Source organism: Mesorhizobium sp. B2-4-6 (genome assembly GCF_006442775.1).
In the GTDB taxonomy this organism is placed as follows: Bacteria; Pseudomonadota; Alphaproteobacteria; order Rhizobiales; family Rhizobiaceae; genus Mesorhizobium.
Genome location: NZ_VFVI01000010.1, coordinates 18,748 through 43,500, shown reverse-complemented (window position 1 = coordinate 43,500; position 24,753 = coordinate 18,748). Strand labels below are relative to the sequence as shown.

General features: G+C 63.9%; 27 protein-coding genes. 12 read left to right on the top strand and 15 right to left on the bottom strand.

Annotated features, from left to right (window positions below; all coding sequences use genetic code 11):
- Window positions 1–26: 26 nt before the first annotated feature.
- The 4 genes from FJ957_RS22725 to FJ957_RS22710 are packed head-to-tail and all read left to right on the top strand — an operon-like array spanning window position 27 to window position 4,757.
- Entirely contained in the window at window positions 27–1,646 is a 1,620-nt protein-coding gene (locus FJ957_RS22725; protein ID WP_140835077.1) for an NAD(P)/FAD-dependent oxidoreductase, read from the top strand.
- Window positions 1,633–3,207, top strand: coding sequence for an NAD(P)/FAD-dependent oxidoreductase (locus tag FJ957_RS22720; RefSeq protein WP_140835076.1), 1,575 nt, complete (start codon window positions 1,633–1,635; stop codon window positions 3,205–3,207). The genes FJ957_RS22725 and FJ957_RS22720 overlap by 14 nt, the downstream gene beginning before the upstream one ends.
- Window positions 3,208–3,258: 51 nt before the next feature.
- Window positions 3,259–4,497, top strand: a complete 1,239-nt coding sequence (locus tag FJ957_RS22715) for an aminomethyltransferase family protein (RefSeq protein ID WP_140835075.1) — start codon at window positions 3,259–3,261, stop codon at window positions 4,495–4,497.
- A gap of 2 nt (window positions 4,498–4,499) precedes the next feature.
- A complete protein-coding gene (locus tag FJ957_RS22710; RefSeq protein ID WP_140835074.1) occupies window positions 4,500–4,757 on the top strand; it encodes a hypothetical protein in 258 nt (85 codons plus the stop codon).
- Between the two features lie 5 nt (window positions 4,758–4,762).
- Here FJ957_RS22710 and FJ957_RS22705 read toward each other — a convergent pair whose 3' ends face one another.
- From FJ957_RS22705 to FJ957_RS22690, 4 genes are all read right to left on the bottom strand, one after another.
- Entirely contained in the window at window positions 4,763–5,821 is a 1,059-nt protein-coding gene (locus FJ957_RS22705; protein ID WP_140835073.1) for a dipeptidase, read from the bottom strand.
- A 255-nt stretch (window positions 5,822–6,076) separates the two neighbouring features.
- Entirely contained in the window at window positions 6,077–6,376 is a 300-nt protein-coding gene (locus FJ957_RS22700; RefSeq protein WP_027166574.1) for a GNAT family N-acetyltransferase, read from the bottom strand.
- Window positions 6,369–7,004, bottom strand: a complete 636-nt coding sequence (locus tag FJ957_RS22695) for an alpha/beta hydrolase (RefSeq protein WP_140784452.1) — start codon at window positions 7,002–7,004, stop codon at window positions 6,369–6,371. The genes FJ957_RS22700 and FJ957_RS22695 overlap by 8 nt, the downstream gene beginning before the upstream one ends.
- Before the next feature lie 3 nt (window positions 7,005–7,007).
- The gene (locus FJ957_RS22690; protein ID WP_140784451.1) at window positions 7,008–7,940 is read right to left on the bottom strand and encodes a VOC family protein; all 933 of its coding nucleotides are present in this window, start codon (window positions 7,938–7,940) and stop codon (window positions 7,008–7,010) included.
- A 214-nt stretch (window positions 7,941–8,154) separates the two neighbouring features.
- Here FJ957_RS22690 and FJ957_RS22685 point away from each other — a divergent pair, with 214 nt between their 5' ends.
- Window positions 8,155–9,723: an alkaline phosphatase family protein gene (locus tag FJ957_RS22685; protein WP_246685934.1), complete on the top strand. Its 1,569-nt coding sequence runs from the start codon at window positions 8,155–8,157 to the stop codon at window positions 9,721–9,723.
- A 109-nt stretch (window positions 9,724–9,832) separates the two neighbouring features.
- Here the strand turns inward: FJ957_RS22685 and FJ957_RS22680 are convergent, their stop codons facing one another.
- Window positions 9,833–11,197, bottom strand: coding sequence for a PRC-barrel domain-containing protein (locus FJ957_RS22680; protein WP_140835072.1), 1,365 nt, complete (start codon window positions 11,195–11,197; stop codon window positions 9,833–9,835).
- Between the two features lie 246 nt (window positions 11,198–11,443).
- On the opposite strand from FJ957_RS22680, the gene FJ957_RS22675 reads away from it, so the two are divergent.
- Window positions 11,444–12,364, top strand: a complete 921-nt coding sequence (locus FJ957_RS22675; protein WP_140835071.1) for a diacylglycerol kinase family protein — start codon at window positions 11,444–11,446, stop codon at window positions 12,362–12,364.
- Here FJ957_RS22675 and FJ957_RS22670 read toward each other — a convergent pair whose 3' ends face one another.
- The 4 genes from FJ957_RS22670 to FJ957_RS22655 all read right to left on the bottom strand — a co-directional run bounded on the left by FJ957_RS22670 (window position 12,365) and on the right by FJ957_RS22655 (window position 14,403).
- Window positions 12,365–12,568 carry a hypothetical protein gene (locus tag FJ957_RS22670; protein WP_140835070.1) on the bottom strand — a complete coding sequence of 68 codons (204 nt, stop codon included), beginning with the start codon at window positions 12,566–12,568 and terminating at the stop codon, window positions 12,365–12,367.
- 197 nt (window positions 12,569–12,765) lie between these two features.
- Complete coding sequence (locus tag FJ957_RS22665; RefSeq protein ID WP_140835069.1) at window positions 12,766–13,230, bottom strand: phage holin family protein; 465 nt, start codon at window positions 13,228–13,230, stop codon at window positions 12,766–12,768.
- Window positions 13,231–13,236: 6 nt separating this feature from the next.
- The gene (locus tag FJ957_RS22660) at window positions 13,237–13,563 is read right to left on the bottom strand and encodes a DUF883 family protein (RefSeq protein WP_140835068.1); all 327 of its coding nucleotides are present in this window, start codon (window positions 13,561–13,563) and stop codon (window positions 13,237–13,239) included.
- Between the two features lie 78 nt (window positions 13,564–13,641).
- Window positions 13,642–14,403, bottom strand: a complete 762-nt coding sequence (locus FJ957_RS22655) for a Crp/Fnr family transcriptional regulator (RefSeq protein ID WP_140835232.1) — start codon at window positions 14,401–14,403, stop codon at window positions 13,642–13,644.
- Between the two features lie 152 nt (window positions 14,404–14,555).
- Here FJ957_RS22655 and FJ957_RS22650 point away from each other — a divergent pair, with 152 nt between their 5' ends.
- Window positions 14,556–14,936 carry a response regulator gene (locus FJ957_RS22650; RefSeq protein WP_140835067.1) on the top strand — a complete coding sequence of 127 codons (381 nt, stop codon included), beginning with the start codon at window positions 14,556–14,558 and terminating at the stop codon, window positions 14,934–14,936.
- A 35-nt stretch (window positions 14,937–14,971) separates the two neighbouring features.
- Here FJ957_RS22650 and FJ957_RS22645 read toward each other — a convergent pair whose 3' ends face one another.
- On the bottom strand, window positions 14,972–15,523 hold the full coding sequence (locus tag FJ957_RS22645) for an RNA polymerase sigma factor (protein WP_140835066.1): 552 nt from the start codon (window positions 15,521–15,523) through the stop codon (window positions 14,972–14,974).
- A 3-nt stretch (window positions 15,524–15,526) separates the two neighbouring features.
- Window positions 15,527–15,730 (bottom strand): NepR family anti-sigma factor, encoded by a 204-nt coding sequence (locus FJ957_RS22640; RefSeq protein ID WP_140648115.1) that lies wholly within the window; start codon window positions 15,728–15,730, stop codon window positions 15,527–15,529.
- A gap of 217 nt (window positions 15,731–15,947) precedes the next feature.
- Here FJ957_RS22640 and FJ957_RS22635 point away from each other — a divergent pair, with 217 nt between their 5' ends.
- The 5 genes from FJ957_RS22635 (at window position 15,948) to FJ957_RS22615 (ending at window position 19,441) form a co-directional block, all read left to right on the top strand.
- Window positions 15,948–16,742 carry a response regulator gene (locus FJ957_RS22635; protein ID WP_140835065.1) on the top strand — a complete coding sequence of 265 codons (795 nt, stop codon included), beginning with the start codon at window positions 15,948–15,950 and terminating at the stop codon, window positions 16,740–16,742.
- Between the two features lie 170 nt (window positions 16,743–16,912).
- The gene (locus tag FJ957_RS22630) at window positions 16,913–17,077 is read left to right on the top strand and encodes a DUF1328 domain-containing protein (protein ID WP_108606680.1); all 165 of its coding nucleotides are present in this window, start codon (window positions 16,913–16,915) and stop codon (window positions 17,075–17,077) included.
- Between the two features lie 279 nt (window positions 17,078–17,356).
- The gene (locus FJ957_RS22625; protein WP_246674395.1) at window positions 17,357–18,307 is read left to right on the top strand and encodes a PAS domain-containing sensor histidine kinase; all 951 of its coding nucleotides are present in this window, start codon (window positions 17,357–17,359) and stop codon (window positions 18,305–18,307) included.
- A gap of 218 nt (window positions 18,308–18,525) precedes the next feature.
- Window positions 18,526–18,696 (top strand): hypothetical protein, encoded by a 171-nt coding sequence (locus FJ957_RS31900; protein ID WP_181177696.1) that lies wholly within the window; start codon window positions 18,526–18,528, stop codon window positions 18,694–18,696.
- 499 nt (window positions 18,697–19,195) lie between these two features.
- Window positions 19,196–19,441: a YMGG-like glycine zipper-containing protein gene (locus FJ957_RS22615; RefSeq protein WP_140835063.1), complete on the top strand. Its 246-nt coding sequence runs from the start codon at window positions 19,196–19,198 to the stop codon at window positions 19,439–19,441.
- A 69-nt stretch (window positions 19,442–19,510) separates the two neighbouring features.
- On the opposite strand, the gene FJ957_RS22610 is transcribed toward FJ957_RS22615, so the two are convergent.
- From FJ957_RS22610 to xylF, 4 genes are all read right to left on the bottom strand, one after another.
- On the bottom strand, window positions 19,511–21,145 hold the full coding sequence (locus tag FJ957_RS22610) for a CHASE domain-containing protein (protein WP_140835062.1): 1,635 nt from the start codon (window positions 21,143–21,145) through the stop codon (window positions 19,511–19,513).
- A 124-nt stretch (window positions 21,146–21,269) separates the two neighbouring features.
- On the bottom strand, window positions 21,270–22,070 hold the full coding sequence (locus FJ957_RS22605; protein WP_140835061.1) for an ATP-binding cassette domain-containing protein: 801 nt from the start codon (window positions 22,068–22,070) through the stop codon (window positions 21,270–21,272).
- Between the two features lie 96 nt (window positions 22,071–22,166).
- On the bottom strand, window positions 22,167–23,519 hold the full coding sequence (locus tag FJ957_RS22600; RefSeq protein WP_140835060.1) for a sugar ABC transporter permease: 1,353 nt from the start codon (window positions 23,517–23,519) through the stop codon (window positions 22,167–22,169).
- 150 nt (window positions 23,520–23,669) lie between these two features.
- Complete coding sequence (gene xylF, locus FJ957_RS22595; protein WP_140835059.1) at window positions 23,670–24,710, bottom strand: D-xylose ABC transporter substrate-binding protein; 1,041 nt, start codon at window positions 24,708–24,710, stop codon at window positions 23,670–23,672.
- Window positions 24,711–24,753: the final 43 nt, after the last annotated feature.

Below are 24,753 nucleotides of genomic sequence, written 5' to 3'. Positions count from 1 at the left end.
GGAAACCGGATGAAGGTGCAGCGCGCATGAAGGCATGGGACGCGATCGTCATCGGCGGCGGCCACAACGGCCTGGTCAATGCCTGCTATCTGCAGCGCGCCGGCCTGGATGTGTTGGTGGTCGAGAAGAACGACTGGGTCGGGGGCGCGGCCACCAGCCGCGAGCTGACGCCGGGCTTCCTCTATTCGAACTGCTCCTATGTCTGCTCGCTGTTCCGGCCCGAGATCATGCGCGATCTCGAGCTGCCGCGCTTCGGCCTGCAGGTAATCTCCTACGAAGGCGGCGCCGTGTTCACGCGCGACGGCGACTACCTCGCCAACTACCGCGACCACGACGCGCATCGCCGCGAGTTCGCCCGTTTCTCGAAGCGCGACGCCGAGGCCTATGACCGCTACTCACGCGACGTCACGAGGCAGTGCCGCTTCATCCAGCCGCTCTTGATGCGCACCGCGCCGGATCCCACCAGCTTCAGGCCGCGCGATCTCGGCGAACTGCTCTATCTGGGGAAGAAATTCGCCGGTCTCTCGGCCGAGGAAATGGCGCTGACCCTGCGCTTCTGGACGATGTCGATCTCGGACTTCCTCGACGAATATTTCGAGACCGACGTCATCAAGGCGAACTTCGCGCTTTCCGGCATCATCGGCACGGCGCTCGGCCCGATGTCGCCCGGCACGGCCTATGTTCTGCTCCACCACTATATGGGCGAGGTCGATGGTTCGGTCGGCGCCTGGGGCTATGCGCGCGGCGGCATGGGCGCCGTTACCAAGGCGCTGGCCGCGTCTTTCAAGGCTAGCGGCGGCACCATCCGCACTGGCGCCGAGGTCGACCATGTGCTGATCAGGAACGGCAAGGCCAAGGGCGTCGTGCTCGCCGGCGGCGAGGAGATCTTTGGCAAGCTCGTCATCTCCAACGCCGACGTCAAGCGCACCTTCCTGAAGCTGGTCGAGGAAAAGGAACTGCCCGATATCTTCCTGCGCCGTGTCAAGAATTTCAAGATCCGCGGCTCGTCCGGCAAGGTCAACATCGCGCTGGATTCATTCCCCGAATTCCCGGCTCTGCCGAAGGATTCGCCGGTCTATCGCGCCGATATGCATTTCACTGATTCCATCGAACGCATGGAGCGCGCCTATGACGACTGGAAGGCCGGGCGCTGGTCGGCCGATCCCTTCCTCGACATGATGATCCCGACCACGCTCGACCCGACCATGGCGCCGCCGGGCAAGCACTTCATGAGCTGCTTCGTGCAATACGCCCCACCCAAGATAAACGACCGCGACTGGACCGATGCCGACCGCGATGGCTTCGCCGAGAGCGTGATTTCCCAGATCGCCGAATATTCGCCCGGCTTCCGCGATCGCATCGTCCATATGGAAGTGCGCACGCCGCGCGAAATCGAAGCCGAGGTCGGCCTCACCGAAGGCAACATTTTTCAAGGCGAGCTCACCTTCGACCAGTTGCTGTTCAATCGCCCGGTGCCGGGTTACGCGCAATACCGGTCGCCGGTCGGCGGGCTCTATATGTGCGGCTCCTCCACTCATCCCGGCGGCGGCGTCATGGGCGCACCCGGACGCAATGCCGCCGCCGAGATCCTGCGCGATCTCGCCAAGCCGACCCTGCATATGAGCCCCGCCCATGACGTCATCTGATTTGAACTGGGACGCCATCGTCATCGGCGGCGGCCACAACGGCCTCGTTGCCGCCGCCACGCTGGCCAAATCCGGCCGCAAGGTGCTGGTCCTCGAAGCCGGCAACGAGGTCGGCGGCGCCGCGCGCACCGAGGAGTTCGCGCCGGGTTTTCGCGCTTCCGCCGTCGCGCATCTGCTCAATCGCCTGCATCCCGATGTCGTGAAAACGCTGGAGCTGGAGCGGCACGGGCTGAAGATCGAGCGCGGCGATTTCGTGCCGTCGGTGGCGCTGTCGAGACACGGTCCGCTGGTGCTGCATGGCGCCTATGGCGAGGTGCTGACCGGCGCCAGCCCTTCGGAGCAGTCCGCCTGGAAGGAGCTGCGCGCGCAATTACTGCGCTATGCCGGCGTGCTGAAGCCTTTCCTGTCGCGCCGGCCGCCGGACCTTGCCGGCATGTCGCTGGCGGAAATGACCGGGCTCGGCCAGACCGCGTTGGCGCTGAAGCGGCTCGGCAAGGAAGATATGCGCGACTTCCTGCGCGTGCTTTTGATGAATGTCTACGACCTGCTCGACGAACAGCTGTCTGACGATCGGCTGAAGGGCCTGCTCGCCTTCGACGCGACGCTCGGCTCGCATCTGGGACCGCGCTCGCCGACCTCGCTGCTCGGCCTCTACTATAGGCTGGCCGGCGAGATCGGCGGCCTCGCCGGCGCGCAGATGCAGCCGAAGGGCGGCATGGGCGCCGTCGTCGCCGCCATCCGCGCGGCGGCGGAAAACGCGGGCGTTTCGATCCGCCCGGCTTCGCCGGTCGCCAAGGTCATCGTCGAGAAGGGCCGCGCCGTCGGTGTCGTCACGCAGAGCGGCGAAATCTTGCGCGCCAAGACCGTCGTTTCCGCCATCAATCCCGCAACGACGATCCTTGATCTCGTCGGGCCGCGCGAGGTCGACACCGGCTTCGTGCGCAAGGTGAAGAACATCCGCATGAAGGGCGACGCGGCAAAGCTGCATCTGGCGCTCGATCGGCCGCCGCAATTCACTGGCGTGGACGCCGCCGGCCATAAGGGCCGCCTCGTCATCGCGCCTTCGCCCGACCATGTCGAGCGCGCCTTCAACCCGTCGAAATATGGCGAGTTCTCGCCCGAGCCGGTGATGGAGATCACGCTACCCAGCCTCGCCGATCCCGCACTCGCGCCGTCCGGTGCCTGCGTGCTCTCGGCGGTGGTGCAATATGCGCCCTATGCGCTGACAGAGGGCTGGACCGCCGGCAAGCCGCAATTCCTCAAGGCGATCATGGCGCAGCTCGAAACCTATGCGCCCGGCATCGGCGCGACGGTGCGCCACGCCGAGCTGTTGACGCCCGCCGACATAGAGGCGCGCTACCGTATGCCCGGCGGCCACTGGCATCACGGCGAATTGCAGGCCGACCAGATGCTGGTGTCGCGGCCCGTCTCCGGCTGGTCGGGCTACGACACGCCGCTCGAAGGGCTGTTCCTTGCCGGCGCCGGCTCGCATCCGGGCGGCGGCATCTCCGGCGCGCCGGGCCTCAACGCCGCGCGCCGCATCATCGCGATGAGGGCATAGGATGTTTTTGCAAATCGCTGAAGCCGCGCTCTACGGCGAAGGAACGCCGTCATGAACCATCATCCCACCATCAAGCCGTCAACCGACGCCCGCACCCTCGCGCAATCCCATTTCCGCACGCTGCGGCTCGGCACGCCGTTCCAGCCACGCATCGACGCGCTCGGATTGAAGCAGGATTGGTACAACTGGGCCGGCTACCGCGCGCCACATTCGCTGTGGGATGAGGAGCTCGAATATTTCGCCATCCGCAGTCAGGCGGCGCTGTTCGACATCTCGCCGATGACGAAATACCGGATCGAAGGTCCGGACGCCGAAGCCTATCTCGACCGCGTCACCTTGCGCGATGTGACCAAGCTGAAACCGGGTCGCGTCCACTACACCGCCTGGTGCGACGACGAAGGTTTCGTGCTCGACGATGGCACTTTGTTCAGGCTCTCGCCGACACGCTTCCGGCTGTGCTCGCAGGAACGGCACTTGCCCTGGCTGCTGGACAGCGCGATCGGCTACGAGGTCAGTGTCGAGGAAGAGACCGAGGCGGTTGCCGGCTTGGCGCTGCAGGGCCCGACCTCCTTCGCCATCCTGCGCGACGCGGGCTTTGCCGGCATCGAGCGGCTGAAGGTCTTCGACCTCGCCGAATTCGCGCATGATGGCGCTGCCCTGACCATATCGCGCACCGGCTTCACCGGCGATCTCGGCTACGAGCTGTTCGTGCCGGCGGACAAGGCGCTGAGCCTGTGGGACCGGCTGATGGCGGCGGGCGAACTGCGCGGCATCCGCGCCATCGGCTATACGGCGTTGAACCGCGCTCGCCTCGAAGCCGGGCTGATCGTCGCCAACGGCGACTTCACAGCTGCCGAGCACGCCATCCGCACGGACCGCCTGCGCATGCCGGACGAGATCGGCCTCGGCTTCATGATCGATCCGCAAAAGGGCCACTTCAACGGTCGCCGCGCCATCCTCGAAGCCCGGTCGAAGAAGAAGCTGCGGCATTTGTTGGTCGGGCTGGAGATCGAAGGCAACATTCCAGCCGAACACGCCATCCTCTACTACCGCAAAAGCCAGGAGGTCGGATTGGTCAGCGCGGCGATGTGGTCGCCCATGGCCAAGCGCAACATCGCGCTTGCCTCGCTGCGGCGGCCTTATGGCGATACCATCGTCGACGACCTCTGGGTCGAGATCTACGCCATGCGCGAGCTGCAGTACCAGAAGCTGATGAAACGAGCGAAAGTGGTGCCGCGGCCCTTCATCAAGCTCGACCGCCGCACAGCCAACCCGCCAGCGGACTTTTGACCATGGCAAGCGAAGCGGAAGACCTGGAAGCGGAGGCCACCGAGCAGTGGCAGCTGGTTAACACGCCGCTCGGCGAGATGTGGTCCGGCCGCACCCGCTACGCGGCGGCCATGTTCTTCTTCAAGCGCGGCGAGATGAACGCCGAGACGCTCGAGGTCTACCGCATCTGCGCCCGGCTCGACGCGGAAAACCCCTTGCCGATCATCCGCGATCGCGCCGTCGGCAAGGAATGGCTGAAGCGCATGGGTTACGCGCTGTAACGCGCTCAGCCGATCGTCCTTTCCAACACGCTCAACCAGTTACGATAGGCGATCTTCTCGATCAGCGTGCGTCCGAAACCGCGCGCGGCGAGCGCGGCGATGAGCTTCGGCAAGCCGGCGACGTCGCCGATAGGGGCCGGGATCATGGCGCCGTCGAAATCGGAGCCGAGGCCGACGCCGTCCTCGCCCAGCGCCTGTAAGAGCGAGTCGATATGGCGCACCATGATGTCGATGCTGGTGTCGGCGTTCATGCGACCGTCCTCGCGCAGGAAGCCGGTGGCGAAATTCAGCCCCACCATGCCGCCAGACTCGCGGATCGCGCCGAGCTGCCAGTCGGTCAGGTTGCGCGAGTGGCCGCAGATCGCATGCACGTTGGAATGGGTGGCGACCAGCGGCGCGTCGCTCAGCGCCGCGACATCGCGAAAGCCCTTCTCGTTGAGATGCGAGAGGTCGATCATGATCCTGAGCTGATTGCAGGCCTTGACCAGCGCCTTGCCGGCGTCGGTGAGGCCAGGCCCAGTGTCAGGCGACGACGGAAAGCGGAACGGCACGCCATTGCCGAAGGCGTTGGGGCGACTCCAGACGATGCCCAGCGAGCGCAGGCCTGCGGCGTGAAGCACGTCGAGCATGGCAAGCCCGGGATCGATCGCCTCGACGCCCTCGATGTGGAACACCGCCGCGATCGAGCCCTTCGCCATCGCGTCACGCACATCGCCGGCGCTGCGGCAGACGGTCAACGCGCCGGCACGCTCCAGCCGAAACAGGATCGAGGCCATGCCGATGGTCGAGGTGATCGCCTCGGCCTGCGGCAGCTCCGGCGGCAGCGGCTCATTGTCGCTCGGCGCCGGCGGCACGGCGCTGCGCTTCGACTTCTCGACCGGCGGCGGAAAGATAGCGAACATGCCGCCGGCAAAGCCGCCCTTCCTGGCGCGCGGCAGGTCGATATGGCCGCCCGGCGTCCCCTCGATGAACAGCTTTTCGACGTCGGTTTCCTTCGACTGGTAGAGCCGAAGCAGCGTGTCGTTATGTCCGTCGAAAACGGGGATCAGGTCGGTATCGGTCATCAGGGAAGCCATTCAAATCGGGGACAGGCGGGACGACAGGTTTCGTCCGGGCGAACCGTCAACTTAGGCAAGATGATCGGGCCGTGCAAATGCCAAGGGCTTCTCCTTCTCCCCTTGTGGGCCCCCTATGGGAGAAGGTCGCCGAAGGCGACGGATGAGGGGTGTTCCAGGGAATGCCGACGTCTCACTCTGCTGGAGCATCCCTCATCCGTCTCGGCGCTGCGCGCCGATCCACCTTCTCCCAGAAGGGAAAGCTCATTGCTTCAGCACATCCGCCCATTCCGGATGACGGCGGAACTGGGCGTTGGCGAAGGGGCAGAGCGGGATGATCTTCTTGCCGGCCGCGCGTGCGTCCTCGACCGCGCGGGTGACGAGCCGAAGTCCGGCGCCCTGGCCGCGAAAGACATCCGGCACCTCGGTGTGGTCGATGATGAGCTGATGCTCACCGATCTTGGTGAAGGTCATCTCAGCCTCGGCGCCGCCGGGGCCGCGCAGCACGTAGCGTCCCTTGGAGCCGCGGTCCTCCAGTTCGATCTCGGGCAGTTGGTCAGCCATTGTTCTTGCCTCCTTCAGCGGGCGCGAGCGCGAACAGCCGCCGCGCCGCTTCGATTTCATTCGGCCGAACCTCATGCCCGCCGTCGTGCCATTCCACTGTGACATCGGCGCCGTCGGCGCGCAAATAAGCCTCAAGCCGCGATGTCAGGCTGGGCGGACAGATCGGGTCGCGCCTGCCGGCCGTGACCAGGATGCGACGACCGGCAAGGCTGCCCCGCACCTCAGGTTCGAACGGGATCAGCGGATGCATCAGCGCCGTGGCGTCGAACAGGCTCGGCTCGGCGAACACCACCGAAGCCAGGATGTTGGCGCCGTTGGAGTAGCCGAGGCCGAACACCGCCGAGGGTTTTGCCGCCTCGACATGCGCCTTGACGAAGCCCGCCATCTTCGATGTCGCGCGCGCCAGGTCGTCCATGTCGTAGACGCCCTCGCCGGTGCGGCGGAAGAAGCGGGCGGCACCATGCTCCGACACGTCGCCACGTGGCGAGACGATCGTCGCCGAAGGCACAAGCTCGCGGCCGAAGCCAAGAAGCTGGTTCTCATCCGCGCCAGTGCCGTGGAAGACGAAGAGCAGTGGGCCGCCCGGCGAACCGGGCAGCACCTTGTGGATGTAAGCGTCCTTGCTCATGGCTCAGCCTTCCAGTTTCTGCAGATGCTCTTCGAGATAAGGCCGCAAATGCTGATGCTGGGTCGGCAGCTTCAGCGCCTCGCCGAGATGCGCGGTGTCCTCATCGCGGTCGAATCCCGGTTCGTTGGTCGCCACCTCGAACAACACACCGCCCGGCGTGCGGAAATAGATCGCCCAGAAATAGTCGCGATCGATGACCGGCGTCACGCCATAACCCGTGTCGATCAGCGCCTTGCGCACTTCGAGCTGCTTGGCGCGATCCTCGACCGCGAAGGCGACGTGATGCACTGAGCCGGCGCCGAGATTGGCAAAGCCGGCACCCGGCAGCGATTCGATGTCGACGACATCGGCGCCGTTGCCGTTCTTGATGGCCAGCCGGCGGACGTTGCCGGACTTGTCGACTTCCTCATAGCCCATGAACTTCAACAGCTCCTCGGTGGCGCCGCCATCCTTCAGCCGCAGCGAGACCGAGTGAAAGCCGCGGATCGCCTCGTCGCCGGGAACCCCGCCCTTGACCCAGGGCGCCCTCTTGTCGGCCTTGTCCTCGACGAGCGCGAAGCTGTCGCCGTCCGGACCGGTGAAGGTGAGCCGCTTCTCGCCAAAACTCTCCGTGCGGGCGACGTTGCCCACACCCTCGTCGGCGAAGCGCTTTTCCCAATAGGCGAGCGTGCCTTCCGGCACCGAGAACACCGTCGTGCCGACTTCGCCGACGCCATGCCGGCCCTTGCCGATATCGGGGAACGGGAAATAGGTCATCACCGAACCCGGCGTGCCGACCTCGTCGGCATAGTAGAGATGGTAGACATCCGGCGCGTCGAAATTGACGGTCTTTTTCACCCGGCGCAGGCCGAGCTTCTTGGTGAAGAACTCGTTGTTGCGGCGAGCGTCACTCGCCATCGAGGTGACGTGATGCAGGCCCTTGATCTGATTGAGCATGATCGTGCTCCTTCCCTTGTCCTTGTGCGGCCCCCGCCGCTGTCCACGCCAATATGAGGATCGGCGGGCCGGCGGCAAAGCGGGCAAACACAGAATGGACTGTGTCATAAAAGTGAACGACTGTTCAAAATATGTTCACCAATCCATCACCGGCTTCGGCTTGCAACGCCGGTGATTTCCGTTCCATCTGGGGCGCGTCCACAAGGAGATGATCTTGGACAATCCGACGAGCCGCCCGAATGTTCTCCTCATCACCTGCGACCAGTGGCGCGGCGATTGCCTGTCGGCCGCCGGCCACCCGGTGGTGAAGACGCCGAATGCGGATGCGCTCGCCGCGCAAGGCGTGCTCTTCCGCCGGCACTACGGAGGCGCAGCTCCCTGCTCGCCGGCCCGCGCCTGCCTCTATACCGGGCTCTACCAGATGAACAATCGTGTCTGCCGCAACGGCACGCCGCTCGACGCGCGCCATGGCAATATCGCGCTTTCGGCGCGCGCGGCGGGCTACGATCCGACCCTGTTCGGCTACACCGATGTCTCGCTCGATCCCCGACAACTCTCCCCGGAGGATCCGCGGCTGCGCAGCTATGAAGGCGTGCTGCCGGGATTCACCGTGCGCCAAGCCCTGCCCGAGCATCAGAAGCAGTGGCTGTCATGGCTGCAGGCGCAGGGCATCGATACCGGCGCGGGTAGCCCCGGCATCCACCGTCCGGCCAACGGGCAAGCGGAACGCGACGTGACCAACGCGCCGCCCGTCTATTCGCAAGACCAGACGCCGACCGCTTTCCTGGCCGGCGAATTCATCCGCTGGCTCGGCGAGCAGGAGAAGAGCGTGCCGTGGTTCGCGCATGTCTCCTTCATCAGCCCGCACCCGCCCTTCATCGTGCCGGAACCCTACAACACGATGTACGATCCAGGCGATGGTCCCGCCTTCCGGCGCGCTGCAAGCTGGCAGGCCGAGGCGGAAAGCCATCCCTATGTCGCTTACGATCTCGACCGGCAGAAGCGGACAAAATTCGTTCCCGGCATCGAAGGCAAGGTGCCGGACTGGAGCGAGGAAAATTTCCGCTTAGTCCGCGCGATCTATTACGGCATGATCGCCGAGGTCGACGCGCAGCTCGGCCGCATCTGGCGGGCGATCAAATCGGCGGACGCCTGGGACGACACCGTCATCGTGCTGACCTCCGACCATGCCGAGATGATGGGCGACCATTTCATGCTCGGCAAGGGCGGCTTCTTCGACGCCAGCTACCATATTCCGCTGATCATCCGCGATCCGCGCCGGAGCGCCGGGGCCGGTTCATCCGTCGACCGTTTCACGGAGGCGGTCGATATCTTCCCGACCTTGCTCGACCTGATCGGCGCCGCGCCACAGCGCCATCTCGACGGCCGTTCGCTCGTGCCCTGGATCGAGGGCAAGACGCCGGAGACCTGGCGCGACGCGGCGCATTGGGAGTTTGATTTCCGTACAGTCGCCAAAGATGAAGCGGAGCGCCATTTCGGTATCGCATCGAGCGCCTGCAACCTTGCCGTCATCCGCACGGCCGAGTTCAAATATGTCCATTTCGGCGGCGGTCTGCCGGCGCTTCTCTTCGACCTCTCGAAAGACCCGGGCGAGTTGAACAACGTGGCAGGCGACCCGGCCTATCTGCCCGTACGGCTTGAGTTCGCCGAAAGGATGCTCGCCTGGCGCGCCGCGCATCTCGATCAGTCGCTGGCATTGGCGGAACTGACGGAAGATGGCGTGGTTGGGTACGTGAGTCAGGCAGTAGGCAGTAGGCAGTAGGCAGTAGGCAGTAGGCAGTAGGCAGTGAATATCCCAACCGTGGGTTGCTTCGCCAACTTTTCTTCGTCTACTGCCTATTCCCTACTGCCTACTGCCTAATCCCTAATCCCTATTTCAACATCATCCGCTGCTGGTCGCGGTTGGCGGCATAACTGCTCTTGTCATAGGCCGTCTGCGCCTGCAACTGTTCCTTGGTGAAGTTGGTATAGAGATATTTCTTGCCGTTCTTGTCGGTCATGAATTTGAGCTTATCCATGCCGATCGCCACTTCCTTGGCGCCGATGCCGAGGAAGCCGCCGACATCGACAATGACTGCGTCCGGCTTGTTGTCGGGCGTCAGCACGACATCGCCGATCGAACCGATCTCGGCATCGTTGGCGCCATAGACGGTGGTGCCCTTGAGATCGTCACCGCGGATGTTGCCCATCGGCATCTCGGTCAGCGTCGACTTGTCGATGGAAGCGGTCTTGGTCTGGTCGGTTGCGGCCGCGCCGTTATCGGCGGGCTTGTTCTCGGCCTTGCTCTGGGCCGGCGGCGTCGCAGGTTTGTTCTCGGCCGTCGACTTGGCGGGCTCTGCCGGTTTGGCCCCCTTGTCGGAGGTCGTATCCGAAGACACCACCGCGGGCGTGGTCGCCGCAGGAGCGTTGCTCGCGGCCGTCGTCGAGCCGGGCGCCGGATCATAGGCCTTGCGGTTGAAATCGGGCTGGGCCTGCAGTTCCTCCTTCGTCGTCTCGGCCACCAGCCAGCGGTCGCCGTTCTTCTCGGCCCATTTTGCCTTGGCAAAGTCATAGGTGACATTCTTGGTGCCGATGCCGAGGAAGCCACCGACGCCGATCACCAGCGACTCGGCCTTGCCGTCCTTGGCAAGTACGATGTCCTTCACGTCGCCGATCTTCTGGGCGTCGTCCGCGGTGTCGTTATAGACCGACTCGCCCATGATGTTGGTGGCGAGGTTGCCCTCGGCCTTCTTCACCGGCTCGGCCGGTGCGGCCGCCGGAGCCTGCGTTGTGGTCGTGTTGTTAGCAGGTTGCGTAGCGTCGGCCGACTGCGCTGGCGCCGGATCATAAGGCTTGCGGTCGAATGCCGGCAGAGCGTTCAGTTCCTCTTTCGTGGACTTGGCGACCAGCCAGCGGTCGCCGTTCTTTTCGGCCCATTCCAGCTTGCCGTAGTCGAAAGCGACGTCCTTCTTGCCGACGCCAAGGAACCCGCCGACCCCGATAATGGCGGATTTGGCATTGCCGCTGGAATCGAAGACGACATCATCGACCTTGCCGATGTCCTGCGCATCGTCGCCGGTGCCGTTATACACAGACTCGCCGATGATATTCGTCATCAGCGCGCCGTCCGAGCGCATGACCGGAGCCGGATTTTCAGCGGCCGGGGCCTGGGCGGGAGCGGGCGTAGCCGTTTGCGCAAAGGCGCCGGTTGCAAGCAGCGTTGCCAGCGCGGTGGTCGCAAAAAGGGTGCGGATCATCATAGTCTCTCCTCGTGCCTGATCTGTGCATTGCGCTTTCTCGGCCAGCCTCTGGGGGCGGGTCGGGAGCGGCAGTGTCGATAGGTTCACAACGTCGTGACCGGGGTGTTGTTCCAACCACAACGCATTCATGACTGGCTGGAATCCTGAACCTCGGGGTGGAACCTTTGCGGCCGCATCTTCGTTGCGGCGTGCGGCTGAGGGTCTGCCGGCTTAAACTGGCCTGAAGGCAATACGGAGTGGTGCATGCGGTTTGCTGCGGTGCTGAACCAGGACGGCGGCACGCTCCGCACCATCGATTTGGAAGCATTTTCCGAGCAGCTGCGTCAGACGCTGGAAGCGGCGGGACATTCGGTCGATATCGGTATCGTCGCCGGCCGCGACATCGCCACGGCGCTGGAGAAGGCCATCGCCAGGCGGAACATCGACGTCGTTCTTGCCGGAGGCGGCGACGGCACGATTTCCACTGCGGCGGCTCTCCTCATGAACAAGAAGAAGGTCCTGGCCATCCTGCCCGCCGGCACGATGAACCTCTTCGCGCGCGGCCTGGGCATTCCGCAGACACTGGAAGCCGCCCTGCAATCCTTCGCTGATGGAGAGGTGATCGCAGTCGATATGGCCAGCGCCAACGGCCAGCCTTTCGTGCACCAGTTCTCCGTCGGCATGCACGCCGAGATGGTTCAGCTGCGTGAAAGGATGGACTTCGGCTCGCGCCTTGGAAAGATGCGGGCATCCGTGCGCGCCGCATGGGCGGCGATCAACAATCCGCCCGCCCTCAAGGTCAGCCTGAGCGTCGGCAAGGCCGAGATCGTCACCCGCACCACCGGCATCGGTATCTCCAACAATCTGTTCGGCGAAGGCCATCTGCCCTATGCCGACAACCCGGCCGGGGGCGTGCTCGGCATCTATGTCAGCGTCGCGCGCCGGCGTCATCACTTGGCAAAACTCCTGCTGGACATGCTACGCGGCAGGCTGCGCCAGAGCGCGCATGTCGAAGTGCATCAGGCAGGCAGGGCTGTGCTGAAGATTCACTCGCCCGCCAAAAAGTTCAGCGCGGTGCTGGATGGCGAACTGATCAGGCTGGAGCGCGAAACGACGATCGAAATTCACCCCGGCGCGCTGAAAGTGCTCGTACCGGCAAGCAATGCCCAGGCAAGAGCGGCGTGATCAACCGCCCTGGACGGATTTCTGTGCCGCGGGCGGCGCTTCCGGCACGGCCTGCTGCGTGGTCGGCGATTTGATCAGCTCGCCGTAAATCTCGACTGCCCCCCAAGCGATGAAGGCGAGCAGCAGCCCGGCGATGAGGATCCTGAGCGCATGCCAACCCCAATGCCCCTGGCGTGCTTTGTCTTCGGGTACGATCTTGGTCACTCTTGGCCTCCATGCTGCGCGGCGGCGGGCGCTTTACGTACGGTCGGGTAACGGGTCTTGATCGGGAAGGTTCCGAGCCAGGGAATGACATCCGCCGCCTTGCCCAGGTCAGCGACGTTGGCCGCGAGTTCCGCCGGCGTCCCTCGCCCGCAGGAAAGATGCCGCCGAGCCTGAGGTCCCGGCGTTTCCTGAAGCGCTTACGACATGTCCTGCGGGTCCTGCTTCGGTGGCGTGGGCTTGGCGTTCTCGCGATAGATGGCGTAGGCGACGACCGCCAGGGCGGGCGCGATGACGGCTCCTAGCCCGCCCTTGCTCTTGGCAATGGCCGGAAGCAGGGCAAGTGCCGCGGTAACGCCCAGCGCGGTCATGTCGGCCTGCCGCCGTCTTGCGCGCCGCCTGCTGCGCATGCTGGTCGTCAGCTTGTGAATGACAAGGATGAGACCGGCAACCACCAGGAAGCCGATGCCGAAGCCGAGACTGGTCGCCAAAGGTCCGTAGCGCGCCGCCAGCCAGACATAGGCGGCGCCGATGAGGAAACCGACGCCGCACAAAGCAAAAACGGCGGCAAGTCCATAAAGGATTGCCGCCGTCCGCGCCCTGTGCAAGGCGGCCATGGCCTCGCCCGAGGCGAGGGCCGAGATCAGCGAGACAAGCGTCCCCATCTGCGGCTAGCGGCGGGAAAGCAGGGCGAAGAGGAAACCGACGCCCGCCGCGATGGCCAGCGACGTCACCGGCTTCTCGCGCACTTTGGCGATCAGCTGCGCTTCGATGTCCTCGGCATTTCCCCGCATGCTCTCGAACGCGGCTTCGCCCTGCGCCCGCAATTGCTCGACGCCATCCGAGGCGGCGCGACGGGCCGCGCCATAGCCGTGTTGACCGGTCTTGGCGAGCTGCTCCGTAAGTTTTTGGATATCCACCTTCAGCTGCTCGATATCGGCCTCGAGATCGGCGGTGGTTGCTTGGTCCGTTGCGGATTTGCCTGCGGCGGTTGCCATTCTCTAACTCCTTGGGTTTGCGTTGGTTTCAACGCCCGTTCAGCGCCATGGTTCCGGTCGTCGCGACCCCTAAGCATCCTAGATGAGTGGCCTGCGTTCCTCGCCCAGTCCCTCCCATCGGGCAAGCTTCTTCAGTCCATCATAGTCGATCACTTCGCAGCCGCCATCTCGCCACATCACGAGCTTGCGGTCCATCAGCTTGCGGATGGTCTTGTTGGTATGGACCAGCGAGAGGCCCAGCGTGTCGGCGATATGCTGTTGTGTGATCGGAATCTGCACCGGTGTCTTGCCATTCAATCCGGCGCTGCGCGCCCGACCGGCGATGAAGGCGACGAGATAGGCCGCTCGTTCGAGCGCGGTGCGGCGGCCTATGCTGAGCAGATTCTCGTCCAGCATGCGCTCCTCGCGCGACGCGATCCATGTGATATCATAGGCAAGGCCGGGATGGTTGCGATAGAGTTCCTGCAACTGGTCGCGTTCGAAGACGCACAGCAGCATCTGCGACAGCGCCTCGACAGAATGCTGCATCTCGCCCATTAGGCTTCCCTGCAGGCCGATGAGGTCGCCGGGCATGGAAAAATTGAGGATCTGCCGACGTCCGTCGGGCAAAAGCTTGTAGCGGAACGCCCAGCCGGACAGCACAGTGTAGAGATGCGCGCTGTGGCTGCCTTCGACCAGGACTGTCGCCCCCTTGTCGACCGCAAGTTCACCGCGCTTGAAGGTGCCGATGAATGACAATTCCTGCTTGTCGAACTCACGGAACGCCGGCAACGGCCGCAATGGGCACTTTTCACAAGGATATTGACGGCTGGCAACCGCGCGTGTGCTTTGGCCGGACATTTCGACCCCTCTTCGAAATCCCTGCCCTGATGGGCGCAGGGAAACGCTTGAGACCGGCAGGGGTTCCGTGAGGCTGGGACCCATGTCTTTTTTAAATGACATGGCGGCCAATTCCGCGCATGAGTGCGGCCCTGCCGAGGAGACACTGATAAGTGCCAGCACTGCTTGATGGACTGCGTATTCTCGTTCTGGAAGACGAGTTCCTGATCGCGATGGACGTCGAGCAGCTTTGCCGCGACCACGGCGCCGCGGATGTGACGATCGTGCGTGAGCTCGGCGAGATCGACGGGCGGGCGCTGCCTGCGCGCTTCGACGTGGCGGTTGTCGACCTGATGCTCGGCGGCGTCTCGACTCTGGATTTCGCCGCGCGGCTGCGCAGCGAGGGCGTGCCGTTCGTATTTGCCTCCGGCTATTCGGATTCGGACGAGATCAAGGATTCGTTCCCGGATATCCGGCTGATCGCCAAGCCCTACTCGGGCGACGATCTGATCGAAGCCGTGGCCATGGCCTGCGGCCGGGCCGCCCCGGCCTGAGGCCATCCTTGCAGTCGCAATCGTAACCGGTCGGTTCAAGCCGCGTTCGAACCTGTGACCTGCGCCGAGATCGCGTCGGGCCCGAACTCGTCCTCTCCGGAAATCTTGAGGATCTCCTGCAGCCTCGCGCGCGCCCGGCTGACGCGGCTCTTGATCGTGCCGACCGCGCAGCCGCAGATCTCGGCGGCTTCCTCATAGGAGAAGCCGGAGGCGCCGATCAGGATGATGGCTTCGCGCTGGTCCTCGGGCAGTTGCTCGAGCGCGCCGCGGAAATCCTTGAGGTCGAGCTGGCCGTGCTGGGACGGGTGGACGGCAAGCCTGGCCGTCATGATGCCGTCGCTGTCCTGAACTTCGCGGCCGCGCTTGCGCATCTGCGAATAGAATTCGTTGCGCAGGATGGTGAACAGCCAGGCCTTCAGATTGGTGCCGGGCTGGAAGCTCTCATGCTTGTCCCAAGCCTTGACCAGCGTTTCCTGGACGAGGTCGTCGGCCCTGTCGGCATTCTGCGTCAGCGACACGGCAAAGGCGCGAAGGCTCGGGATCGCACCGAGCAACTCGGTCTTGAAGTCCTGGGATACCGCCGCCATGCCTCAGTCCTTTTTCTGGGCAGGTTCGGTCTGTTCCAGTTGGCTGAGCAACTGAGCGAAACGGTCCGGCACATGGTCCGAGACCAACTCGTCATAATATTGTTTGAGCTTGCGGGCTATTTCTGAGTTTGCCCCAAGCGGATTGCCGTCCCCGTTCCGATGCCTGCTTGCGGCATCAGCCAACTGTTTTTTCTTCATTTCTTTCATAGGTGCCCTAGTTTCCAGCGCCTGAACCGCTCTTCGACTTCAAACCACAACGCAAGCGGAACCTTCGTCTGGTTGCCCATCCCAAGCCTCGAAACGCCCGATCGCTAATTTAGTTCCACAGCCGGCGGAACTTTTTCCGAAAGCCGGCGTTTAACTTTCAGGGGCATGCATCGGTGCGGCCTTGAACGTGCAACGTCATCTGAGGGAGACGTCAATAATGAGTTTGTCCGCAACCATCGCGCCGCATCTTCCGTTCCTGCGCCGCTTCTCGCGGGCGGTATCGGGATCGCAGGAAAGCGGTGACGCGTTGGTCGCCGCAATGCTGGAAGCCATCATCGCCGATACCAATATCTTCCCCGAAGCCTCGAGCGACCGCATTGCGCTGTACAAGGTTTTCGCCAGACTGTTCACCTCCGTGGCCATCCGCGTGCCGCAGGAACAGGCCCAGACCGCCTGGGAGCAGCGGGCCGCGGCCAATCTGAATGCGATCGCACCCCTGCCAAGGCAGGCTTTCCTCCTGGTTGCCGTCGAGGGCTTCAGCGAGGATGAGGCGGCGGAAATCCTCGATGTAGACGAGGACGAGTTCTCGGAACTGCTTGCCCAGGCGAGCAATGAGATTTCCCGGCAGGTCGCGACCGAAGTGCTGATCATCGAGGACGAGCCGCTGATCGCCATGGATATAGAGGAGATGGTCGAGAGTCTCGGCCACCGCGTGGTCGGCACAGCGCGCACGCATGCCGAGGCTGTGGCCGTGTTCGGCAAGACGCGGCCGAAAATGGTTCTGGCCGACATCCAGCTCGCCGACGGCAGCTCGGGCATCGAAGCCGTCAACGAGATCTTGTCCTCCACGCCGGTGCCGGTGATCTTCATCACCGCCTTCCCGGAACGCCTGCTGACCGGCGAACGGCCCGAGCCGGCCTTCTTGGTCACCAAGCCGTTCAATCCCGACATGGTCAAGGCCTTGATCAGCCAGGCCTTGTTCTTCGACCGTCAGGCCAAGGCCGCCGCCTGATCTTCTTCGAGGCTTGGACCTTGAGCGTCATGCGAGGCCTTCGCGCCGCTCGTGAGGCTTGGCCGTTTGCGGTCTGAAAAGCCCCTTCAAGGGGATCGTCTTTTTCAGCAAATGGTGGAACAAACGACACCGAGCCACGTTCTTTTCCCGACGTAAGAAGGAGACGCATCATGCTGTACTGGGCGCTCGTATTTCTCGTAGTTGCGATCATCGCCGGCGCGCTTGGATTCGGCGGCATCGCCGGCACATCGGCAGGCATCGCGCAGATTCTGTTCTTCGTTTTCCTCGCCTTCCTGGTGATTTCGCTCATCGCAGGCCTCTTCAGGAGAGCCTGACCGCAACACTGGAAGCCGCACCCCTCAAACGGTTTCCAGCCACCGCCGGACGGCGCCTCGAAAGAGCACCGTCCGGCGGACCGTTTTTGGAGAGCCCTGCGATTTCAGGGGCCGAGCCCCACCGCGATTTCCAGGCGCTGGCTGACGCGGAACCAGTTGCGGATTGAGCCGTTCAAGGACCGAGTACGGGATGTTCCAATGCCTTCCGAGGGTCCCACGAAAGACAGAATTGAAAAGCAGAGCGGCGACGTCATCGCAATACATCCCTCGGAGAACGGGATGCAGTTGGGGCGAGCCTTGCTCCATGCCCTGCACAACGCCGGGATTTCGGTTCTCTACCAGGACCGGCAGATGAAGACGGTCTGGGCGCGCAACATGAGCGCGCCTTGGGCGTCAGAAACAGCCGACGGCAAGGACCTGCTTTCGCCGGCGCAGGCCGAACGCATACAAGCCGCCAAGCTCAAGGTGGTGGAATCCGGCAAGGCCGACCAGCTTGAGCTCAGCATCCCGGGAAGCCAGGGTGTCCGCTGGTTCCAGCTTTGGATCGATGCCGACCGCGGCGACGCCGGCGATGTCCTCGGCGTCGTCACCACCATGGTGGAGACGACGGAGCAGAAACGCCGCGAGCAGACGCTGAAGGCGTTGCTGCGCGAAGTCAGCCATCGATCGAAAAATCTTCTGGCCATCATCCAGAGCATCGCCACTCAGACCGGGCGCTATACGGAGACGCTCGGCGAGTTCCTGGCGCGGTTTCGCGGCCGGCTGCAATCGCTGGCGTCCTCGCAGGATCTGGTCACATCCTCCAACTGGCGGGGAGCGGCGCTGCAGGAACTCGTCTCCGGCCAGGTCGGCCGCTACAGCAGCGATCTGGCCAACAGTCTGCGGTTCGCAGGCGAAAATCCCTATCTCAATCCCAATGCCGCCCTGCATATCGGCCTGGCGATGCATGAGCTGGCCGTGAATTCCGTGAGCTACGGCGCGCTGTCGCGGCCGGAGGGCCATGTCGAGGTCCGCGCCAGGCTCGAGGCCGAAAACGGAACCCCGCCCAACCTTCTGCTGACCTGGACGGAGGCGGTCGGCGACACGCCGCGCAATGAGAAGCGTTTCGGCAGCGTGGCACTGGAACGCGTCGTGCCGATGTCGCTGAATGGCTCAGCGACGTTGGAAATCGGCAAGGACCGCATGGAATACCGTCTCACTGTCCCGCACGGGAATTTCGAGACGGACTGATAGCGCCGGGCGTGAGAGCAATTCCAGCAAAAGTGTGCAGCGGTCAGGCTCGGCCGCTTCGCGGTACCGTCCGTCCGGAATTGCGTCAAAACGGAGAGGGAGCGCCTTGCCGGCGAAGGCCCTTAACCGGCTGTTCACCATAAAGCCGGATCCTGTGCTCCCGGCCGACGATGCGCCGGAAACCCATCCGCGCCCCGGCGCGACCGGGGAGAACTGAAATGATGGTTGCCGACATGAACAGGCTGGAGCAGGCCGCCCGCGTCTCGATGAGCGGCTTCCAGGACGCCGAGCCGCCGCCGGCGTCGCAGTCGTCGCATCTTTCGCTCCGCGTGGGCGCGATCGCGCTTCTGGCCGCCGTGGCCTTGACCGCGGCCTGGCAATTGTTCTGACCCCACATGCGGCTTTGACGCCCAGACTTTAGCGCCGCCGTTTCGCGCGGAGCGCTTCAGGCTCCAGCCTGGAACTTTTGTTCGCCGAGATTCGTTGTTTGCGGCGAGAGGTTTGGAGCCATTGAACACATCGCCGTATTGCTCTTCGTCGTCGGCTGTTCGAGCACGACGGCCGATTGCGGGAACTCGAATTGCCCGTCAGGGTCTTCGAAACCGCACAGGCTCGGCGCCCTGCAGGGTCACGCCCCCAACATCATCGGCAAGTGCCTCTCCGTGGATCCCGCGCTGGAGGACGACTACGAGCGGATCGTCTGAACGTGCGGCCCGACGGCGCTGGTTGCATCGCTGGAGGCGTCTGGCATGCTTGTCGCGTCGAACGGCGGACGCCCCGAAAAAGACTATGTTAGGCAACAGTAGAATCTGGCAGGCAAAGCACTTTTTTTCATGCTAAATGGTTGCTGGCACTGCCGAAAGTGAGGACAAAGTGAGGAGCAATTCTATGCGGAAGATGATCATTGCCATGTTTGCCGTGGTCGCCGTCAGCGGCTGCACCACGACCGAGCAGGACGTCGTCGGCGGCGGCCTGATCGGTGCTGGTGTGGGCGGCTTGGTCGGCGGCGGCAAGGGTGCGCTGATCGGCGCGGCCGTCGGTGCCGGGTCGGGCCTTCTGGTTCGCAACCTGCGCAACGGCTATTGCCAGTATCGCGATCATCGCGGCCGGATCTACACGGCTCGCTGCAACTAGTTCAGCACCCGAAGACCGGAGGCCGGCTGCCGGCCTCCGGTTTTTCAAAATTCAAATCGCGGATTTGCCTCACGCTGCCAGCGGGATCCTGATCTCCACCTTCAATCCGTCGGCGTGGTAGTCGCGCACGATCGTGCCGCGCAATTCGCGTGTGACGTTGAGGTCTATCAACTTGGTGCCGAAGCCGGTCTTGACTGGCGCTTCCAGTTCCTTCTGACCCGCCTCGCGCCAGTTCAGGACCAGCGTCCGCTCACGACCGCGGCCTTCGACGCTCCAGACGACCTTGAGAGCCCAGCTCCCCTTGACCGAATTGGCGCCGGCCTCGCCATATTTCAGCGCGTTGGTGGCGAGTTCATGAAAGGTCAGCCCGAGCGCCTGTGTCGTCGTCTCGTCCAGCAGCACTTGCGGCCCTGACAACACGCCTTCGGGAAGGTCCTTGCCGAACACTTGCCCGAGTTCGATGCGCAGCAGGTCGCCGAGATCGGCTTTCTGCCAGCGCGAGCGCGTGAGCATATCCTGCGATGCCGCCATGGCCTGCAGGCGCGCCGAAAACGATGCCGAAAACTCCTTGACGTCGGTGGCTTGCGAGGCCGTCTGCCGCGCGATCGCAAGCACGCGCGTAATCGAATTCTTGATGCGGTGCTTCATCTCCTGCAGGATCAGGTCCTTTTCCAGCAGGCTCTTTTCGGTCGTCTCGTGCAGCGCCGATTTCGCGTCATAGGCGCGTTCCTGATAGCGCGCCACCAAGGCGATGGCGCCGGCGAGCAGCAGGCCGAACAGCCCGAGCATCACCGGAATGGCGCGCGAGGACGGCGGCTCGAAGGCGCTTGTCGGCCGAAACAACAAGGTCCACGGCTGGCCCGCCACGACGATATCGCGGCGCGCCAAAAGCTTCGCGCCGATGCGTTCTGCCGGCGGAGCTTCCGACCGGAACAACAAATTGCCGGCCTCGGGCTTGCCGTCATAGACCTCGACATTGACCGGCAGCAGCGGCGAATGGTTGAGCGCGACCTGGAACAGGTCCTGCGCGCGGAAGGCGGCGTAAAGAAAACCGGCCGTGGAGGAGCGGCTTGCATTGATCACGTCAGGCGCGGTTTCGACGTTCAGCCGCACGAAAACCAGGAATCCCGTGAAGGTCTGCGTCACGCCAGCGCCCTGGCCGAGCTGGACCATGCCGCTAGCATGCTGCTGGTCATCCGCCATCGCCTTTTCGATGGCCGCGCGCCGTACCGGCTCGGTGAACATGTCGAAGCCGATGATCGACTGGTTGGACGTATCGAGCGGCTCGAACAGCACGATCGGCGTGCGCCATTGCTGCGTCGTGGCGGGATAGATCGGATGCGCCGACCCATGGTCGTGCAGGATGTCGCGTTCCACCGCCGCCTCGTCGCCGGTTTTGGCGAGCCTCAGGAAGCCGACGCCGCGCAGCCCCGCGAAATTGTCGTCGATGTCGAGCGCGGTGAAGAAGGCCTTGAATTCGCCGCGCGAGATGTCGCCGTTGCGGGCATCGAACAGCGCCTGTGTCGAACGCAGCAGCGACAGATGCAGGTCGATGCGGCTCTCGATACGGCTCAGCGCGTCATCGGCGGTGCCCTCGAACTTGATCCGAGCCGCCTCCTGCGTCGCGAAATAGGCAAACCCCGCCATCGTCAGGCTGATCAGCGCGACGGCGACGAAGGCAACGATCGGAAAGAGCTTCTTCAAATCAAGGATGCGGCCCGTGGACGGTCGAGGACCTTTATGGGCAAGTCTCCGCGCCAACACAATGGCGCGGTCAAATCATCACCGCGGCTGGTACATCACGCAGTCGTTAATTAGCCGGCTATTATCACGCCGCGATCTTCAGCGCGCCCGGACCCGGAATGGCGCCTGGCGGGCATTTGCCCAGGATGATCATTCCGAGCACCTCGTCCTGGGTGACGTCGGTGGTGCGCGCGGTCCCGACCACTTGGCCGTTCTTCATCACGCAGACCCGGTCGGCGAGCTCGAACACGTCGTGGATGTCGTGGCTGATCAGGAAGATGCCGATGCCATCGGCCTTGAGCTGCTTGACCAGTTCGCCGACTTGCGCCGTCTCTTGCGGACCGAGCGCCGCCGTCGGCTCGTCCATGATCAGGATGCGGGCGTTGAACAGGATCGCGCGCGCGATCGCCACTGACTGCCGCTGTCCGCCCGACAGCTTGATGACCGGCTCCTTGAAGCGCTGGAAGCGTGGATTGAGGCGGCCCATCACCTTGCGCGCCTCGGCTTCCATGGCGACGTCGTCCAGCGTGCCCCAACCCGTCATCAGCTCGCGGCCGAGGAACAGGTTGGCGGCGGCATCGACATTGTCGGCCAGCGCCAGCGTCTGGTAGATCGTCTCGACGCCATATTTCTTGGCATCGCGCGGATTGGAGATCGAAGCCTCCTCGCCATTGATGAATATCTGCCCGCTGTCGCGCTTGTAGGCGCCGGACAGGATCTTGATCAGCGTCGATTTGCCCGCGCCATTGTGGCCGAGCAGCGCCATCACTTCGCCGGGGAAAAGATCGACGGAGGCGTCGTCGACGGCGCGGATGCCGCCGAAGGCGATCGAGATGTTGCGCATGTCGACCAGCGGAACGCCGGTGGGAGCGATTTCGTCAGCCATGGTCCCTCTCCTCCCTATAGTCCATGCTTGAGCATGATCTCGTCCGAAAACCGGTTTTCACTTTTTGCTTCGCTGACCTTCGGTTCGGGATCATGCTCAGACGCGCTTGCGATAGATGGTGTCGAGCCAGACCGCGACGACCAGTACCGCGCCGACGACGATGCTCTGCAGCGGCGAATCGACGCCAAGCAGCACCATGCCGGACTGCAGCGACTGCATCAGCAATGCGCCCAGCATGGCGCCGAGCACGGTGCCGGAACCGCCGGCGAGCGACGTGCCGCCGATGACTGCCGCGGCAATGACCAGCAGTTCGTCCAGCGTCCCCAGCACATTTGTCGAGGAGTTCTGCCTGGCCGACGAGATCGCCGCCGCGATCGTCGCCAGCACGCCCATGATCATGAACACCTTCATGGTGATCCAGCGCGTGTTGATGCCGGCGAGATTGGCTGCTTCCGGATTGCCCCCGATGGCGAAGACGTAGCGGCCGAAGCGCGTGCGCTTGGTGACGAAGGTCATGATCAGGCCGACGGCAACGGCCATCAGCACCGGAACGGCGATGCCATGCGCGATGAACAGCCCGCCTTCGGGAACGGTGATGTTGTTGGCGGCGGCGTAGCGGTTCACGATGCCGACGGGCCACGGATAGGAATTGGCGAGCCACACCGCGCCCAGGATGACCGCGCAGGTGACCGTGGCGAGCAGCGTCTCGGCCCAGACCGGACGCAGCGGGAAGCGGAAGCGCTTGCGCTGCACGCGGCCGTTGAAATGCATGAAGACAACCGCCAGGCAGGCGACGATGCCGACGGCCCAGCTCCATCTGGCGCCGATCGAGCCCGCCGGGCCACCGCCCATCAGCTGGAACGTAGCGTCGAGCGGCGCCACCGTCTGGCCGCTGGTGACCCACCAGGCAGCGCCACGCCATACCAGCAATCCGCCCAGCGTCACGATGAAGGCCGGCACTTCGAGATAGGCGATGATGAAGCCCTGGAAGGCGCCGATGATGAGGCCGAGCGCCAGGCCGATCAGCAATGCCAGCATCCAGATCCACGGATTGCCCAGGTCAAGCCCGACGAAGCGCACGAGGAAATGCACTTGGGCAAAGCCCATGACCATGCCGATCACCCCTTCGGCCGATCCGACCGACAGGTCGATGTTGCGCATGACGATGACCAGCACCATGCCGGAGGCCATGATCGCCACGGCCGAAGTCTGAACCGACAGGTTCCACAGGTTGCGCGGCGTGAGAAACGTGCGGCTGTCGAAGTCGAGTGGATTGACGCCGAGGCGCAGGCTGGAAATCACATGCAGCCCGATCCAGATCAAGAGCAGCGCGCCGATCATGCCGAGCATGCGGGTGTCGAGCTCGGTCGCCTTCAGGAACCGGGCGACGGCGCCGAGTTCCGACGCGCGCGCGGTGTCCGCCGGTTGGGTAGACGTCGTGTCGGTCATGATTTCCTCCCGCCCGGCCTGCCCGTCTGGCGCGGAATGCCTGGCCAAGCCTAGAAGCTATCCGCCACAGGCGGAAACACAAATCTTTTTGAGAAAACGCCGCGGCTTTCAGGCCGCGGCGCAGGGATTTTGATCGAGAGCCGGCAAAACTTAGTTGCAGGCCTTGACGCTACCGGCGGCAACGCCCGCGCAGACTTCGTCCTTCTTGATCCAGCCGGCGTCGATGACGACGTTGAGATTGTCCTTGGTGATCGCAATCGGAGTCAGGAACAGCGACTTGACGGTGTTGCCGCCAGGCGTCGTGAAGTCCTTGGCGCCGGCGATGTCGCCCATCTTCTTGCCGGCGGCGAGCTGCGAGGCGATCTCGGCGGCGTTCTTCCCGAGCTCGCGCGCGTCTTTCCACACCGACACGGTCTGCGTACCGAGCGCGATGCGGTTGAGCGCCGCGTGGTCGCCGTCCTGGCCCGAGACCGGAACGGTGCCGGCCAGGCCTTGCGCCGTCAGCGCCGCGACGACGCCGCCGGCGGTGCCGTCATTGGCCGCCACGACCGCGTCGACCTTGTTGTCGTTGGCGGTCAGGAACTGCTCCATGTTCTTCTGCGCGTTGGCGGGCAGCCAACCGTCGGTGTAAGCCTCGCCGACATTCTTGATCTTGCCGCTGTCGATCGCCTCCTTCAGCACTTCCATGGAGCCCGAGAACAGGAAGTCGGCGTTCGGATCGGCGCCCGAGCCCTTGATGAAGACGTAGTTGCCTTCCGGCTTGGCCTTGAACACCTCACGGGCCTGCATGCGGCCGACTTCCTTGTTGTCGAAGGTCAGGTAGAACACGTCCTTGTTCTCGATCAGGCGGTCGTAGCCAACCACCGGAATGCCTTCATCGAGCGCCTTCTGCACCGCCGGGCCGATCGCCGAGGCATCCTGCGCTAGGATGATCAGCGCGTTGGCGCCCTGCGAGATCAGGCTTTCAACGTCGGTCAGCTGCTTGCCCGGATTGGACTGCGCGTCGGCCGAGATATACTTGTCGCCGGCAGCCTCGATGGCGGCCTTCATCGCCGCTTCGTCAGTCTTCCAGCGCTCTTCCTGGAAATTCGACCACGACACGCCGATCACCTTGTCCTTCGCCTCGGCGACCGACGCCAGTGTCAGCGACATGGCAACGCCCGCCAGAATGGCGGCTGCGAATTTCTTCATGATATCCTCCCTGCGCCAGTGCGGCGCGACCCAGACTGGCCCG